The 15,452-nt window shown below is 70.6% G+C and carries 14 protein-coding genes; 8 read left to right on the top strand and 6 right to left on the bottom strand.

Going from position 1 to position 15,452, the window contains the following annotated elements; translation table 11 throughout:
• Positions 1 to 591 precede the first annotated feature (591 nt).
• From D0D28_RS18560 to D0D28_RS18545, 4 genes are all read right to left on the bottom strand, one after another.
• Positions 592 to 1,737, bottom strand: coding sequence for an Mrp/NBP35 family ATP-binding protein (locus tag D0D28_RS18560; protein WP_116111429.1), 1,146 nt, complete (start codon positions 1,735 to 1,737; stop codon positions 592 to 594).
• Between the two features lie 9 nt (positions 1,738 to 1,746).
• The gene (locus D0D28_RS18555) at positions 1,747 to 2,268 is read right to left on the bottom strand and encodes a DUF1003 domain-containing protein (protein ID WP_094006868.1); all 522 of its coding nucleotides are present in this window, start codon (positions 2,266 to 2,268) and stop codon (positions 1,747 to 1,749) included.
• On the bottom strand, positions 2,261 to 3,553 hold the full coding sequence (locus D0D28_RS18550) for a magnesium transporter MgtE N-terminal domain-containing protein (protein WP_094006867.1): 1,293 nt from the start codon (positions 3,551 to 3,553) through the stop codon (positions 2,261 to 2,263). The genes D0D28_RS18555 and D0D28_RS18550 overlap by 8 nt, the downstream gene beginning before the upstream one ends.
• Before the next feature lie 67 nt (positions 3,554 to 3,620).
• The gene (locus tag D0D28_RS18545; protein WP_429728359.1) at positions 3,621 to 4,490 is read right to left on the bottom strand and encodes an aminoglycoside phosphotransferase family protein; all 870 of its coding nucleotides are present in this window, start codon (positions 4,488 to 4,490) and stop codon (positions 3,621 to 3,623) included.
• 80 nt (positions 4,491 to 4,570) lie between these two features.
• Here D0D28_RS18545 and D0D28_RS18540 point away from each other — a divergent pair, with 80 nt between their 5' ends.
• From D0D28_RS18540 to D0D28_RS37370, 8 genes are all read left to right on the top strand, one after another.
• Positions 4,571 to 5,401, top strand: a complete 831-nt coding sequence (locus D0D28_RS18540; protein WP_094006866.1) for a slipin family protein — start codon at positions 4,571 to 4,573, stop codon at positions 5,399 to 5,401.
• Between the two features lie 76 nt (positions 5,402 to 5,477).
• Complete coding sequence (locus D0D28_RS18535) at positions 5,478 to 6,674, top strand: acyl-CoA dehydrogenase family protein (RefSeq protein ID WP_094006865.1); 1,197 nt, start codon at positions 5,478 to 5,480, stop codon at positions 6,672 to 6,674.
• Between the two features lie 82 nt (positions 6,675 to 6,756).
• Positions 6,757 to 7,290 carry a general stress protein gene (locus D0D28_RS18530; RefSeq protein ID WP_094006864.1) on the top strand — a complete coding sequence of 178 codons (534 nt, stop codon included), beginning with the start codon at positions 6,757 to 6,759 and terminating at the stop codon, positions 7,288 to 7,290.
• 157 nt (positions 7,291 to 7,447) lie between these two features.
• On the top strand, positions 7,448 to 8,764 hold the full coding sequence (locus D0D28_RS18525; protein ID WP_094006863.1) for an ABC transporter substrate-binding protein: 1,317 nt from the start codon (positions 7,448 to 7,450) through the stop codon (positions 8,762 to 8,764).
• On the top strand, positions 8,761 to 9,708 hold the full coding sequence (locus D0D28_RS18520) for a carbohydrate ABC transporter permease (RefSeq protein WP_094006862.1): 948 nt from the start codon (positions 8,761 to 8,763) through the stop codon (positions 9,706 to 9,708). The genes D0D28_RS18525 and D0D28_RS18520 overlap by 4 nt, the downstream gene beginning before the upstream one ends.
• Positions 9,708 to 10,550 carry a carbohydrate ABC transporter permease gene (locus D0D28_RS18515; RefSeq protein WP_094006861.1) on the top strand — a complete coding sequence of 281 codons (843 nt, stop codon included), beginning with the start codon at positions 9,708 to 9,710 and terminating at the stop codon, positions 10,548 to 10,550. The genes D0D28_RS18520 and D0D28_RS18515 overlap by 1 nt, the downstream gene beginning before the upstream one ends.
• A gap of 4 nt (positions 10,551 to 10,554) precedes the next feature.
• Positions 10,555 to 11,736: an ABC transporter ATP-binding protein gene (locus D0D28_RS18510; protein WP_094006860.1), complete on the top strand. Its 1,182-nt coding sequence runs from the start codon at positions 10,555 to 10,557 to the stop codon at positions 11,734 to 11,736.
• A gap of 145 nt (positions 11,737 to 11,881) precedes the next feature.
• Complete coding sequence (locus D0D28_RS37370; RefSeq protein ID WP_205413295.1) at positions 11,882 to 13,408, top strand: nitroreductase family protein; 1,527 nt, start codon at positions 11,882 to 11,884, stop codon at positions 13,406 to 13,408.
• Positions 13,409 to 13,923: 515 nt separating this feature from the next.
• Here the strand turns inward: D0D28_RS37370 and D0D28_RS18500 are convergent.
• Both D0D28_RS18500 and D0D28_RS18495 read right to left on the bottom strand, forming a co-directional pair.
• Positions 13,924 to 14,772 carry a ParB N-terminal domain-containing protein gene (locus tag D0D28_RS18500; RefSeq protein ID WP_094006854.1) on the bottom strand — a complete coding sequence of 283 codons (849 nt, stop codon included), beginning with the start codon at positions 14,770 to 14,772 and terminating at the stop codon, positions 13,924 to 13,926.
• On the bottom strand, positions 14,769 to 15,437 hold the full coding sequence (locus tag D0D28_RS18495; protein WP_094006853.1) for a metallophosphoesterase family protein: 669 nt from the start codon (positions 15,435 to 15,437) through the stop codon (positions 14,769 to 14,771). The genes D0D28_RS18500 and D0D28_RS18495 overlap by 4 nt, the downstream gene beginning before the upstream one ends.
• Between the last annotated feature and the right edge of the window lie 15 nt (positions 15,438 to 15,452).

Here is a 15,452-nt window from a genome sequence, read left to right as displayed (position 1 = left end):
CGGCAGCCCTGCACAACCCCCGCCCGGCAACGCAACAGCACCGACTACCCCAAGGGCCGCGCGGCAGCCCTGCACAACCCCCGCCTGGCAACGCAGCAGGACCGACTACCCCAACCAGACCTCCCCCGCCCCCGATCCACAGCCGGTCTTTGGTCGCCGACCAGGCGTGTCAAGGTACTCTTTCCCGCCTTGACACGCCTGCTCGGCGACTGAAACACAATCAGGCATCGGGGGCGGGGGTGGTCGTAAGGTGACCGTTCGGCGCCGTGAGGCGCTCCCGCCCGCAGGGCGTTGCCCGCCCGCAGGGCGGACTCCCCGCCTGCCCAACGTCACCTCTAAAGATCAAAAGATGTCCTCGCCGGACGGGCAGGCTCCGGGATGACGGGGGACCGTTGTTGTCTCACCTCGGGTGGGTGGTCGCTGGGTGGTCATCCCGTCGCCTTCCGGTTTGTGCGTATCACCTTGAGCCAGGGCCGCAAGGTTGGCACCGTCGGCCGCCGGAGAGAGCCCGGGTTGCGGCCCTGGCTCAAGGTGATCGTCCAGTGTCAGGCGACGGGATGACCACCCAGCTACCTTGGGTTCTCAAGCGCCCTAGCGGCCGCTGGGGCTGAGGTTCAGCATCTTGCCCGCCAGCCCGCGCGCCCGCACCGAGAGCTTCTTCGCCACGTCCTGGAGGACCTGCGACGCCTGGGCCTCCGGCTCCGCCAGCACCAGCGGCAGCCCCGCGTCGCCCTGCTCACGCAGGCGCGGGTCGAGCGGGACCTGGCCCAGCAGCGGCACCTCCGTGCCCACCGACTTCGACAGCGAATCCGCCACCGTCCGGCCGCCGCCGGAGCCGAAGATCTCCATCCGCTCCCCGGACGGCGTCTCCAGCCACGACATGTTCTCGATGACCCCGGCGATCCGCTGCCGCGTCTGCATCGCGATCGCGCCGGCCCGCTCGGCGACCTCGGCCGCCGCCTGCTGCGGCGTGGTCACCACCAGGATCTCCGCGTTCGGGATCAGCTGCGCGACCGAGATCGCGATGTCCCCGGTGCCCGGCGGCAGGTCCAGCAGCAGGATGTCCAGATCGCCCCAGAACACGTCGGCCAGGAACTGCTGCAGCGCGCGGTGCAGCATCGGCCCGCGCCACACCACCGGCGTGTTGCCCGAGGTGAACATGCCGATCGAGATGACCTTCACGCCGTGCGCCTGCGGCGGCATGATCATCTGCTCGACCTTCGTCGGCTTCTCGCGCGCGCCCAGCATGCGCGGCACCGAGTGACCGTAGATGTCCGCGTCGACCACGCCGACCGACAGCCCGCGCTGGGCCATCGCCACCGCCAGGTTGACCGTCACGCTCGACTTGCCGACCCCGCCCTTGCCGGACGCGACGCAGTACACCCGCGTCATCGAGCCCGGCTGGGCGAACGGGATGACCGGTTCCGCCGAATCCCCGCGCAGCTGTTTCCGCAGCTCGGTGCGTTGCTCGTCGCTCATCACGTCGAGCTCCACCCGGACCTCGCGCACACCGGGGAGCTTGCCGACCGCGGCCTGGGTGTCCTTGGTGATGGTGTCCTTGAGCGGGCAGCCGGCGACCGTCAGATACACCGCGACCGTGACGACGCCGTCCTCGCTGACCGCGACGTCCTTGACCATTCCGAGGTCCGTGATGGGCTTGCGGATCTCGGGGTCGTGAACGTCCTTCAGCGCCGCGCGGACGTCCTCGGCGCTGGGGATCTGCTGCGTACTGGTCACCCCACCATGCTACGGACCGGTAATGGCCTCTGCCTGGGCCCTATTGCTTTTGCCACGTCGCGGCTTCGTGTTGAGGTCCTCACGCAGCTTGTCCAGCTCCCCGCGCAGGTAGTCGCGGGTGGCGACCTCGCCGACGGCCAGGCGCAGCGCGGCCAGCTCACGCGCCAGGTACTCGGTGTCGGCCTTGGTCTGCGCCGCCCGGTGCCGGTCCTCCTCCAGCGACACCCGGTCGCGGTCGTCCTGGCGGTTCTGCGCCAGCAGGATCAACGGCGCCGCATACGCCGCCTGGGTGGAGAAGGCCAGGTTGAGCAGGATGAACGGGTACGGGTCCCAGCGCAGGGCGGCCGCGCTCAGGTTGATGATGATCCACACGATCACGATGAGCGTCTGCCAGAACAGGTACTTCCCGGTGCCGAGGAACCGGGCCAGCCGCTCGGACAGCCGTCCGAAGCTGTCCGGGTCGATGCTGACCCGGGGCCCGCGGCCGGAGCGGGGCTGGTCGAGGCGGCGCCGCGCGGTCAACTCAGGCACTGTCAATCTCCTGTCCCTCGGTGATGTCGGCCAGCCCGGTCTCGCGCCAGCGGTCGGGCAGCAGGTGGTCGAGCAGGTCGTCGACGGTGACGGCGCCCAGCAGGTGGTCCTGGTCGTCCACGACCGGACCGCAGGCGAGGTTGTAGGCCGCGAAGTAGCGGGTGATCTCCGGCAGCTCGGCGTCCGGGCCCAGGGCGGGCAGGTCGGTGTCCACGGCGCTGGCGACCAGCTCGGCAGGCGGCTCGCGCAGCAGGCGCTGGAAGTGCACGCAGCCGACGTACCGGCCGGTCGGGGTCTCGGTCGGCGGGCGGCACACGAACACCAGGCTCGCCAGCGCGGCGGGCAGGTCGGGGTTGCGGATGTGAGCCAGCGCCTCGGCGATCGTGGCGTCCGGGGTGAGGATGACCGGCTCCGGCGTCATCAGGCCGCCCGCGGTGTCCGACGAGTAGGTGAGCAGGCGCTTCAGCGGCTCGGACTCGTCCGGGTGCATCAGCTCGAGCAGGCGGCTCTGGTCGGCCGGGGCCAGCTCGGCGAGCAGGTCGGCCGCGTCGTCCGGGTTCATCGCCTCCAGGATGTCGGCGGCGCGCTCCTCGGCCAGGTGCGCGAGCAGCTCCTTCTGGTCCTCCTCGGGCAGCTCCTCCAGCACGTCGGCGAGCCGCTCGTCGTCCATCGAGTCGACCACCTCGTGCCGCCGCTTGGTCGGCAGGTCGCGCATGGTCGCGGCGATGTCGACCGCGCGCATGGTGTCGAACAGCATGAGCAGCTGCCCGGCGCCCTGCGGCTGGCCGGTGAGGTCGGTCAGGCTCAGCCCGCGCACCTCCGACCAGGGCAGCACCCGCAGCGACGACCGCCGCCTGCTCAGGCCGAGCCGCCCGGTGCGCTCGCGGACGGCGAGCTTGGCCAGCACCCAGTCACGCGTGCGGACCGGTTCCATCGCCGCGTCGGCGACCGTGACCCGCGCGTCGGTGGCGGCCAGCCGGGCCTGCGCGTCGATCAGCTGCCCGAGCACCAGCACCTCGTTGGGGCGGCGGTGGAAGCGGCGCATGTTGACCGAGCCGGTCGCGAGCGTGACGGCGGTCGGTTCGATCGCGGTGACCCGCAGCATGGGCACGAACACGCGGCGCCGGGTGGCCAGCTCGACGACGAGACCGAGCACCCGCGGCGGCTGCTGATCCAGCCGCAGGCCGGCGACCAGGTCGCGGACCTTGCCGATCGACTCGCCGTCCGGCCCGAACACCGGCAGGCCGGCCAGCTGGGCGGCGAAGACTCTGTTCACTCCGGCCATGCTGGAAGATTAGGCGAGCCGCGCGTAGCGCGTCGGTTGAGGGCGGTGGCGGGCTGGCGGGTGGGGACTAGGCGAGCGCCGCCCACTCGGCGATCGCACTGAGGATCGGCACGCTGGGAAAACCCCCGTGCTCGGCGGCCCACAGCCAGTCGTCCACGGCCCGCACCAGCGTCCAGGCGCGGGCGCGGTCCGCGTCCAGCCCGGCGGTCAGCACCCGGGCCCGCTCTTCCACTGTGGACTCGTCGAACCGGTTCCACAGCAACGGGATCAGGCCGAACTCCGGATCCCCGGCGATCGGCTGCGGATCGATCACGAGCCACGGTTCGCGCGACCCGGCGAGGACGTTTTCGTAGTGCAGGTCCTGATTGACCAGTGACGTCCCGGCCTCCGGGCCGAGGTCCCGGCACACCGCGACCGCGGCGTCCAGCAACCGCTTCGGCACCGGCCCGCCCAGCCGCGCCCATTCCACGGGCATCTCCTCGGCGAGCCGGACGGCCTCGTCGCGCAGGGTGCGGCCGAGCGGGGGAGCGGGGACGGTCAGCCGGTGCAGCAGGCCGCACGCGATCTCCAGCGCCTTGTCCAGCGGCTCGGTCAGCAGCGTCCGGGACGCGTCGAGCCGTTCCAGCAGCAGCGCGCCGCGAGCGCTTTCCAGCAGCCGCACCGCGCCGCGACCATCCCAGGTGGACAGTGCCACCGGCTCGTCCCGGGTCCAGTCGTCCTGCCAGGCGAGCTTCAGCACGAGCGGTTCGCCGTCGCGGCGCACCGGGAACACCAGCGCCGTGTAGCCGTGCCAGGGCGGCCCCTCGATCGCCAGCCCCCACTGCCGGCAGCACCAGTCCGCCAGGTCCGGCAGCGCGGCCAGCCACGGCCGCACCACGTCCCCCTCGTTGTCGATCAGCCGCTCCGCGAACTCCTCAGGTACCCGCACGTCACCCAGAGTGCCAGCGATCGGGCACTTCCCAATGACTGTGACGGGGGTAACATCGCGTCAAGGGACACGCACCCCTGGGAGCCGCCATGCTGGCCGAAATCATCACCGTCGTCGCGGCCGTGGGAGTCACCGGGCTCGCCACCAGCCTCCGCGTGGTCCGGCAGTACGAACGCGGGCTGGTGTACCGGTTCGGCCGGGTCCGCCCGAACGTCCGCGAGCCGGGCCTGACCATGCTGCTGCCGGGCGCCGACCGGCTGCAGAAGGTGAACATGCAGATCGTCACCCTCCCGGTGCCCGCGCAGGAGGGCATCACGCGGGACAACGTGACGGTCCGTGTCGACGCCGTCGTGTACTTCAAGGTCATCGACCCCGTGGTCGCCGCCGTCAACGTGCAGGACTACCGGTTCGCCGTCGGGCAGGTGGCGCAGACCTCGCTGCGCTCGATCATCGGCAAGAGCGACCTGGACGACCTGCTCTCCAACCGGGAGCGGCTCAACCAGGGGCTCGAGCTGATGATCGACAGCCCGGCCCTGGACTGGGGCGTGCACATCGACCGGGTGGAGATCAAGGACGTCGCGCTGCCCGAGTCGATGAAGCGGTCGATGTCGCGCCAGGCGGAAGCCGAGCGGGAACGCCGGGCGCGGGTGATCTCGGCCGACGGCGAGCTGCAGGCGTCGCACAAGCTGTCCGAGGCCGCGGGCATCATGGCCGACGCCCCGGCGGCGTTGCAGCTGCGGCTGCTGGAGACGGTGGTGCAGGTGGCGGCGGAGAAGAACTCCACGCTCGTACTGCCGTTCCCGGTCGAGCTGCTCCGCTTTCTCGAACGGCACACCGCCCACCCGGAGAAGTCCGCCGAGCGGCAGGTGAACGGGCAGGCGCCGGCGCCGCGGCAGCCGGAGGAGTCCGCCCCCGGGTGAGGCGCGCCATATGCGGGATCGCACGGCGGGCGCGATACTCGCCGGTAATAACGCCCGCAGACACAGGAGTCGCCCCATGGCCCGTCTGGCCCGGACCGCCGGTCTCACCGACGTGCAGCACGAGATCCTGTCCACCGTCCGCTCGTTCGTGGACAAGGAGATCATCCCGCACGCCCAGGAGCTGGAGCACGCGGACGCCTACCCGGCGGACATCGTCGAGGGCATGAAGGAGATGGGGCTGTTCGGGATCACCATTCCCGAGGAGTTCGGCGGGCTGGGCGAGTCGTTGCTGACCTACGCGCTGGTGGTCGAGGAGATCGCGCGCGGGTGGATGAGCGTGTCGGGTGTGATCAACACGCACTTCATCGTGGCGCACATGATCTCCCGGCACGGCACGCCGGAGCAGAAGCAGAAGTACTTGCCGAAGATGGCACAAGGACTCGTTCGCGGTGCTTTTTCCATGTCCGAGCCGGATCTGGGCTCGGACGTGGCGGCGATCAAGACGCGCGCGCGGCGGGACGGGGACGACTACGTCATCGACGGGTCGAAGATGTGGCTGACCAACGGCGGCTCGTCGAACCTGATCGCGCTGCTGGTGCGTACCGACGAAGGCGCGGAGAAAGCGCACCAGAACCTCACGACCTTCCTGGTGGAGAAGCCGGAGGGCTTCGGTGAGGTGGCGCCGGGGCTGACGATTCCGGGCAAGATCGACAAGATGGGCTACAAGGGCGTCGACACCACCGAGGCGGTGTTCGACGGCTTCCGGATCCCGGCGTCGCAGGTCCTCGGCGAGGCCCCGGGCCGGGGGTTCGCGTTCATGATGGACGGCATCGAGGTGGGCCGGGTGAACGTGGCGGCGCGGGCGTGCGGGATCGCGATCCGGGCGTTCGAGCTGGCGGTGGAGTACGCGCAGCAGCGCCGGACGTTCGGCAAGCCGATCGCCCAGCACCAGGCGATCGCGTTCAAGCTGGCCGAGATGGCGACCAAGGTCGAGGCCGCGCACCTGATGATGGTCAACGCGGCCCGGCTGAAGGACACCGGCGAGCGCAACGACGTGGCGGCGGGCATGGCGAAGCTGATCGCGAGCGAGTACTGCGCCGAGGTGACGCAGGAGGCGTTCCGCATCCACGGCGGCTACGGGTACAGCAAGGAGTACGAGATCGAGCGCCTGATGCGCGAGGCGCCGTTCCTGCTCATCGGCGAGGGCACCAGCGAGATCCAGAAGACGATCATCAGCCGCGGCTTGCTGCGCGAGTACCAGGTCAAGAGCTGATCAACCCCTGGTGTGTCGGGTTCGCGTGGTTTCATGGGGGTTGGCAGGATGAAGTCACTCGATCACTACGACAGCACAGGTGATGACCGTGACCAGCCCGTTCTCCTCCGGCGGCCGTCAAGTACAGGGCCTGCCGCGCTTGCCGACGCCGCCCACGGGGTGGCCGATCGGCTCCTACGCCACCTACCAGGAGGCGCAGCGGGCGGTCGACTACCTCGCCGACAACCAGTTCGCGGTCGAGGACGTGACCATCGTCGGCGTCGACCTGATGCTCGTCGAGCGGGTGCTGGGCCGGCTGTCGTGGGGTCGCGTCCTCATGACCGGCGCGATCTCCGGCGCCTGGTTCGGCCTGTTCGTGGGTTTCCTGCTGGCGATGTTCGCCTCCGGCGCGACGGTCACCTACCAGCCGATCCTGGTCGGCCTGGTCTCCGGTGTGCTGTTCGGCCTGGTGTTCGCCGCCATCAGCTACGCCTCCTCGCGCGGCCGCCGCGACTTCGCCTCGGCCAGCCAGCTGGTCGCGGGCCGCTACGACGTCCTGTGCCAGCCCCGCAACGCTGAGCAGGGCCGTGACCTGCTGGCGAAGCTCGCGATGCGGCCATCCGGGGCAACGGACTGAATCGTGACCTCCACCGCTTGCGGACGGTGATCGCCGGGCATAGTTTCAGTTCCCACCGATCGTGCGACCCGGGTTGACACCCTCGGGTTGCTTGATTGCATGCACGACGGCGTGCGGGGTGGGTCTCCCGCCGGCCGCGTGCCGAGGAGGAGGCCTGATGGGGAACGGTAAGAGCCGGGGCAGGCCGCCCGGCCGGATCGCAGCGGTGGTCGGCGCGGGCATGCTGACCGCCGGGCTGGTGACCGCCTGTGGATCCGAACAGGGGATCACGCTCAACCTGTACTACGCGCCGGAGGACACGTTCCAGTCGGTCGTGGACAACTGCAACGCCAAGGCCGAGGGGCGCTACCGGATCGTCTACAACAAGCTCCAGCGCGGCGCCGACGACCAGCGGCTGCAGATGGCGAGACGGCTCGCCGCCGGTGACGACGGCCTGGACATCCTGGGCCTGGACGTCACCTGGGTGCCGGAGTTCGCCGAGGCCGGCTGGGCCGAGGAGTGGACGGGGCCGAACAAGGCGCAGGCGGAGGCGGGCGTGCTGCCCGGCCCGCTGGCCACCGCCACCTGGAACGGCAAGCTGTACGCGGCCACGAAGAACACCAACGTCCAGCTGCTCTGGTACGACGACCGGATCACACCGCGGCCGCCCGCGACCTGGGACGAGATGATCAACCAGGCCGAGCAGCTCAAGGCGGCCGGCAAACCGCACAACATCCTGTTCACCGGCGCCCAGTACGAGGGCCTGGTGGTCATCTACAACACGCTGGTCGCCTCCGCGGGCGGGCGCATCCTCTCCGACGACGGCAAGTCCGTGGTCATGGACGAGGGCGCGGTGCAGGCGCTGGAGCTCCTCAAGCGGGTCACCTCCAGCGGCATAACCGACCCGTCGCTGACGAACCAGAAGGAGGACGACGTCCGGCAGGCGTTCCAGCGCGGCAACGGCGCGTTCGAGCTGAACTGGCCGTTCGTCTACGCCTCCTACGCCGACGAGCAGCCGCAGGACCTGCAGCACTTCAAGTGGTCCACCTACCCGGCCGTCGACCCGGGGATCCCGGCGAAGACCACGATCGGTGGCTACGACCTCGCGGTCAGCACCACCTCCAAGCACAAGCCGGAGGCGTTCGAGGCGGCGCTGTGCCTGCGCAGCCCGGAGAGCCAGAAGTTCTCCGCGCTCAACGACGGTGTCCCGCCGAGCATCGAGGCGCTCTACACCGACGACACCCCGCTCGACCCGACCAAGCCGGTCGACGCGGACAACAACCCGAGCATGGCCACCGCGTACCCGATGCGGGACGCGATCCTCGCCGCGCTCAAGGATCCGGCGGTGCGCCCGCTGACCCCGGCGTACCAGAGCCTGTCCACGGTGATCTCCAAGGTGCTGTCGCCGCCGTCGGAGATCGATCCGCAGCGGACGGCCGAAGAGCTGCGCAGCAAGCTGACCGACGCGCTGAACTCGAAAGGGGTGATCCCGTGAGCACGGTCGAGGACGTTTCCACGACGCCACAGACCACGGCGAGAACGGGGAAAGCGGCCCTGAGCGAAGGGAAGAGGGCGGAGCGGCGGCTGGGCTGGCTGCTGTGCGCGCCCGCGGCGCTCGTGATGGTCGCGGTCACCGGGTACCCGATCGTCTACTCGATCTGGCTGTCGCTGCAGCGGTACGACCTGCGGTTCCCGCAGAACACCGAGTTCGTCGGGCTCGCCAACTACGCGGCGGTGCTGTCGGACTCCTACTGGTGGACGGCGTTCGGCACCACGATGGCCCTCACGATCATCTCGGTGGCCATCGAGCTGGTGCTGGGCATGGTGCTCGCGCTGATCATGCACCGCACGCTCGTCGGGCGCGGCCTGGTGCGCACGGTGTCGCTGATCCCGTACGGCATCGTGACCGTGGTCGCCGCGTTCTCCTGGTACTACGCGTGGACCCCGGACACCGGCTACCTGGCCAACACCCTGGCCGGGGACTCGGCGCCGCTGACGCAGTACCTGCCGTCGATGGCGATCATCATCCTCGCCGAGGTGTGGAAGACGACGCCGTTCATGGCGCTGCTGCTGATGGCCGGGCTCGCGCTGGTGCCGGACGACCTGCTCAAGGCCGCGGCGATGGACGGCGCGAGCGCTTGGCAGCGGTTCATCAAGGTCATCGTGCCGGTGATGAAGCCGGCGATCCTGGTGGCGCTGCTGTTCCGCACCCTGGACGCGTTCCGCATCTTCGACAACATCTACGTGCTCACCGGCGGCCAGAACGACACGTCGTCGGTGTCCATGCAGACCTACAACAACCTGATCAAGGGCCTGAACCTGGGCATCGGGTCGACGATGTCGGTGCTCATCTTCATCACGGTCGCGATCATCGCGTTCATCTTCATCAAGCTGTTCGGCACCGCGGCGCCGGGCAGCGACAAGGGAGGGAAGCGCTGATGGTGATGGGCGGAGCGGTCACCACCGGCCGCAAGACGAAGTGGACGCTGATCGACATCGTGGTGGTGGTCTACGCGCTGGTGCCGGTGCTGTGGATCCTGTCGCTGTCGCTGAAGACGAAGGACACCATCGACGACGGGAAGTTCATCCCGCGTTCGTGGACGCTGGAGAACTACGCGGACATCTTCCAGACCCTGGACTTCGTGCGGGCGCTGATCAACTCGATCGGCATCTCGATCATCGCGACGCTGATCGCGGTGATCCTGGGGACGATGGCGGCGTACGCGATCGCGCGGCTGGATTTCCCCGGCAAGCAGCTGCTGGTCGGGGTCTCGCTGCTGATCGCGATGTTCCCGCAGGTGTCGCTGGTGAGCCCGCTGTTCAACATCGAGCGCACGCTCGGGCTGTTCGACACCTGGCCGGGGCTGATCCTGCCGTACATCACGTTCGCGCTGCCGCTGGCGATCTACACGTTGTCGGCGTTCTTCCGGGAAATCCCGTGGGAACTGGAGAAGGCGGCCAAGATGGACGGCGCCACGCCCGGCCAGGCGTTCCGGCGGGTCATCGCGCCGCTGGCGGCCCCGGGCGTGTTCACCACCGCGATCCTGGTGTTCATCTTCTGCTGGAACGACTTCCTGTTCGCCATCTCACTGACCTCGACCAACGCGTCGCGGACGGTGCCGGCGGCGTTGTCGTTCTTCACCGGGGCCTCGCAGTTCGAGGACCCGACCGGGACGATCTGCGCCGCCGCGGTCGTGATCACCGTCCCGATCATCCTGTTCGTGTTGTTCTTCCAGCGCCGCATCGTCGCGGGGCTGACCTCCGGTGCGGTGAAGGGGTAGCGCCATGGCTGAGATCGTGCTGGACAAGGTGAGCAAGCGCTATCCGGACGGTGCGCTCGCCGTGTCCGAAGTGGACTTGCAGGTCGCCGACGGTGAGTTCATCATCCTGGTCGGCCCGTCCGGGTGCGGGAAGTCGACCACGCTGAACATGGTGGCCGGGCTGGAGGACATCTCCTCCGGCGAGCTGCGCATCGACGGCGAGCGGATGAACGAGAAGGCGCCGAAGGACCGGGACATCGCGATGGTGTTCCAGTCCTACGCGCTGTACCCGCACATGAGCGTGCGGGAGAACATGGCCTTCCCGCTGCGGCTGGCGAAGATCGACGACGCCACGGTGAAGGCGAAGGTCGAGGAGGCCGCCGAGATCCTGGACCTGACCCCGCACCTGGACCGCAAACCGTCCAACCTGTCCGGCGGGCAGCGGCAGCGGGTGGCGATGGGCCGGGCGATCGTGCGCAGCCCCAAGGCGTTCCTGATGGACGAGCCGCTGTCCAACCTGGACGCCAAGCTGCGCGGGCAGATGCGGACGTCGGTGTCGAAGCTGCAGCGCCAGCTCGGCACGACCACGCTGTACGTCACGCACGACCAGACCGAAGCCATGACGCTGGGCGACCGGGTCGTGGTGCTGCGGGCCGGGTACGTGCAGCAGATCGGGTCGCCGCAGTTCCTCTACGACCACCCGGCCAACCTGTTCGTGGCCGGATTCATCGGGTCGCCGTCGATGAACTTCGTGCCCGCGACGCTGGAGGACGGGAGCCTGAAGAGCCCGCTGGGCACCGTCGAGCTGCCGGACCGGCTGCGCCGCCTGGCGGAGGCGGCCGGTGCGCCGCGGGAGGTGATCGCCGGCATCCGGCCGGAGCACTTCGAGGACGCCGGGCTGCTCGACGACACCGCCACGCGCGGCGGGTGCGTGTTCAGCGCCCATGTGGACGTGCTGGAGTCGATGGGCTCGGAGAAGTACGCGTACTTCACGGTGGAAGGCGCGACGGCGACGTCGTCCGAGCTGGCGGAGCTGGCGGCGGACGCCGGAGCGGACGACGTGCCGGGCGGCGGAGCGTCCATCACGGCCCGGCTGTCCCCGTCGTCGGGCGCCCGGGAGGGCGGCACGCTCGACGTGTGGTTCGACGTGCAGAAGGTGCAGCTGTTCGATCCGTCGTCGGGGAAGAACCTGACCTACGAAGAGTGACCGCGCTCCGGCGCGACGAGGGCCACTTCTCCTGGCGGAGGGGTGGCCCTCTTTCGTGCCCGGAGAACGCTGTGATTTAACCCACAAGAGTGATGGATTATTCGGTAATGTCGAATCACCGTTGGTATCGCGGAAGGGGATTCCGATGACGTTGCCGATCGACGAGGTGCTGACCACCACCCGCGCGGTTCGGAGGCGGTTGCGGTTCGACCGGCCCGTCGCGCCGGAGGTGATCCGGGAGTGCCTGGAGGTCGCCGTGCAGGCGCCCAGCGGCGGGAACCGGCAGCCGTGGCGGTGGATCGTGGTGCGGGACGCGGAGCAGCGCGCGCGCATCGCCGAGGTCTACCGGCGGTGCTTCGCCGAATACGTCGCCGAGCTGGGCGACCCCGGGCCGTCCCGGGACCTGGACAGCGCCCGGTTCCTCGCCGACAACCTGCACCGGGTGCCGGTGCTGGTGCTGCCGTGCCTCGTCGCGTCGCGGCTGCCCGAGGGCAGCCAGGCCGGCCTGTGGGGCTCGCTGCTCCCGGCCGCGTGGAGTTACCTGCTCGCCGCGCGGGCCCGCGGTCTCGGCACCGTGTGGACCACCTGTCACCTGCGGCGGGAGGCCGAGGTCGCGGAGATCCTCGGTCTCCCGCCGGGGATCCGCCAGGGTGCCCTGATCCCGACCGCCTACCACGACGGCGGCCCGTTCCGGCCGGCCCGGCGGGCGCCGCTGGCGGACGTGCTCGTGGTCGACCGGTGGCGGCGAACCCGGGAACTCGTGGCCGACCTCGACGACCCGTTCTTCTTCGACCACGAACTCGACCACCTGCCCGGGATGCTGCTCCTGAGCGCCGCGCTGGACCTCGTGCGCCCGGCCGGGGCGGAGCCCGCTGTAGTCCTGACGCTCGACTTCCGGGGCATGGGGGAACTGGACGCGCCGGTCCAGCTGACCGCCGAGCCGAGCGAGTCGAGCACCGGGCGGTGGCGGGTGGAGGCCGGTCAGGAGGGGCGGACGATCATGACCGGCACGATCGAGGTGGGCGCCACTGCTGAGTGGCCCCTGGGTTCGCTGGGGGATCCGGCGTGGCCTGCCGATTCCGGCGCGGTCGAGGTGGGCGCTGCCGTCGAGTGGCCCGTGGATTCGGTGGAGGATCCGGTGCGGTCTGCCGGTTCCGGCGCGGTCGAGGTGGGCGCTGCCGTCGAGTGGCCCGTGGGTTCGGTGGAGGATCCGCGCCGGGTGGTGCGGCCCGTCGATCGGCGACTGGTGCACCGCCGCCGGGCGGAGAACGTGGTCGTCGGCGACCTCGCCGAGAGCGAGCAGGACTGGCGCGTCACCGTGCTGCCGCCGCCGGCCGGGCACCACCTCGACGGCGGGCGGACCGCGGAACGGCTGATCGAGGCGGCGCGGCAGTTCGTGACGCTCCTGGAGTACGCGGACAACCAGCGGCAGGAGGGCACCCGCTTCGTACTGACGCGGCTGGCCGCCACGGTGCCCGCCGGCCCGTCCACCGGAGCGGTCCTGAGCTGGGCGAAGACCGGCACCCGAGGCAACCGGCCACGCTACGACGTACGGATCCTGGACGCGGACGGCCAGTGCGTGGGCTCGGTGACCGTGTGCGGCCGCGCCCTCAGCGATGCGGCGTTCCGCAGGCTGCGGGGCCGGACAGCGCCGCAGCCTGCCGCGTTGTGAGGTGGGCTTCGGTGATGGTGTGCGGCGCGCCGTCGGCGGTGCGGTGTTCGGCAGGCTGCGGGGTCGGGCGGTGCCGCAGCCTGCCGCGTTGTGAGGTGGGCTTCGGTGATGGTGTGCGGCGCGCCGTCGGCGGTGCGGTGTTCGGCAGGCTACAGGGCCGGGCGGTGCCGCAGCCTGCCGCGTTGTGAGGTGGGCTTCGGTGATGGTGTGCGGCGCGCCCTCAGCGATGCGGCGTTCCGCAGGCTGCGGGGCCGGACAGCGCCGCAGCCTGCCGCGTTGTGAGGTGGGCTTCGGTGATGGTGTGCGGCGCGCCCTCGGCGGTGCCGCATTCCGCAGGCCGCGGTGACCGGGGGTCTCACCGTCGGCGGGCTCGCTGGGCTTCGGGCCGGTGTTCGGTCGCGCTCTCAGTGATGCGGCGTTCCGCAGGCTGCGGGGCCGCCCGGCGCCGCTGGCCGGCGTGACCGGGGGTCTCGGCGTGCGGCGCGCGCTGCGGGGCCGGGCAGCGGCGCCGGCCTTCAGCGCCGGCGGGCCCGCAGCGCTTCGATGACCTCGTCGTCCCAGCGGTGTTGCCGGATCAGCCGGTAACGCTCGCCCGCGACCCACATGTACGCCTCGGCCTCGGTGCGGTCCCCGATCAGCTCCGCCTGCCGCATCATCTCCACCACCGGCAGGTACTCCTCGTCGTACCAGCGCCGGGCGATCGTGGCGCGGTCGAGGAATTTGCCCTCCGCCTGCATGAGCCGGAACCCCCACGCCTCGACGTGCTCACCGAGGTGCGCGTAGTCCCACGGGTCGCTCACCACGATCGCCGCGCGCGCCTCGCCGGTCAGCGGCACCCGCGACAGGAACAGCCGCCGGTAGTCCTTGACGATCAGGTCGCCCCGGTAGCGGATGCCCTTCGGGTCGAGCTTGGTGTGCACCTCGGTCACCGACGCCTCGATGGTCTCCAGCCCGAGCGCGTAGGCGACCGAAACGCGGTGGTGCCCGTCGATCACGAAGTGCAGGTCACCGACCCGGTACACCTCGATCGGCGGGATGTGCTCGCCGCGGCGCGCGGCCAGCGCGAGCCGTTCCCAGCGCTCCCGCACCCGGCCGGACGTGGGCCGGAACCGGCGGTCGAAGTCGCGGCCCCGGTCCACGCTGCCGACGATCGAGTTCAGCGGGATCACCCGCCGCCCGATCCGCCGCTCGCCCGCGTACCCCAGCGCGTCCACGACCTCGTCGAACGGCAGCATGATGTTGACGTCGTCGGGTTCCCGGCGCAGCCAGTTCGCCAGCCGGGACAGCACCTGCCGCCGCCGGGCGCGCAGGAAGTCGTGTTCGGCGTCGGCGCGGGGGAAGCCGGTGTCGCGCGCGGGGGTCACGTCCGCACCTCGTGCGGGGTGAACTCGATGAGGTGCTTGCCGACGACGTTGCGGACTCGGGTCTCGCCCATCCGGTGCTCCCGGGGGTGTTCGCCGTAGGGGTGGATGTGGCCGTGCAGCAACCAGTCCGGCCGCATCCGCTCGACCACCGGGTGCAGGCAGTCGAAGCCGCGGTGCGGCGGGTCTTCGCGGTCGCCGACGCCGCGCGGCGGGGCGTGCGTCAGCAGGACGTCGACGCCGCGGCCGTCGCGGCGCCGCCGGCGCGCCGCCTGCCGGACCAGGCCCCGGGCGCGGCGGGCCTGCTGCGCCTGGGTCCACTGGTTCGGCCCGTCGTTGTAGCGGACCGAGCCGCCCAGCCCCGCGATCCGCAGACCGCACACGTCGACCACGCGGCCGTCGGCGTTGATGCCACCGGCCGGACCGGGCCACGCCTGCGGGAACCCGGCCCGCAGGAACAGGCCGCCGTGGCGGGTGAACCCGGACAGGTCCGGGTCGTGGTTGCCGGGCACGAACACGCACGGCACACCGCCCAGCGCGTCGGTCAGGAACTCCAGGTAGTCGAACGGCAGGTCACCGGCGGCCAGGACGAGGCCGACGTCGCAGCCGGGGCCGATACCGGCCCACAGCCGCTCGTCGACCTCGTCGGCGACCACCAGTGCGCGCATGGGTCCACGATAAGG

It is taken from the genome of Amycolatopsis ruanii (assembly GCF_003385175.1).
Taxonomy (GTDB): domain Bacteria; phylum Actinomycetota; class Actinomycetes; order Mycobacteriales; family Pseudonocardiaceae; genus Amycolatopsis_E; species Amycolatopsis_E thermalba.
Note: the sequence above shows the minus strand (reverse complement) of the source record. Positions and strands in the feature narration are given on the sequence as shown.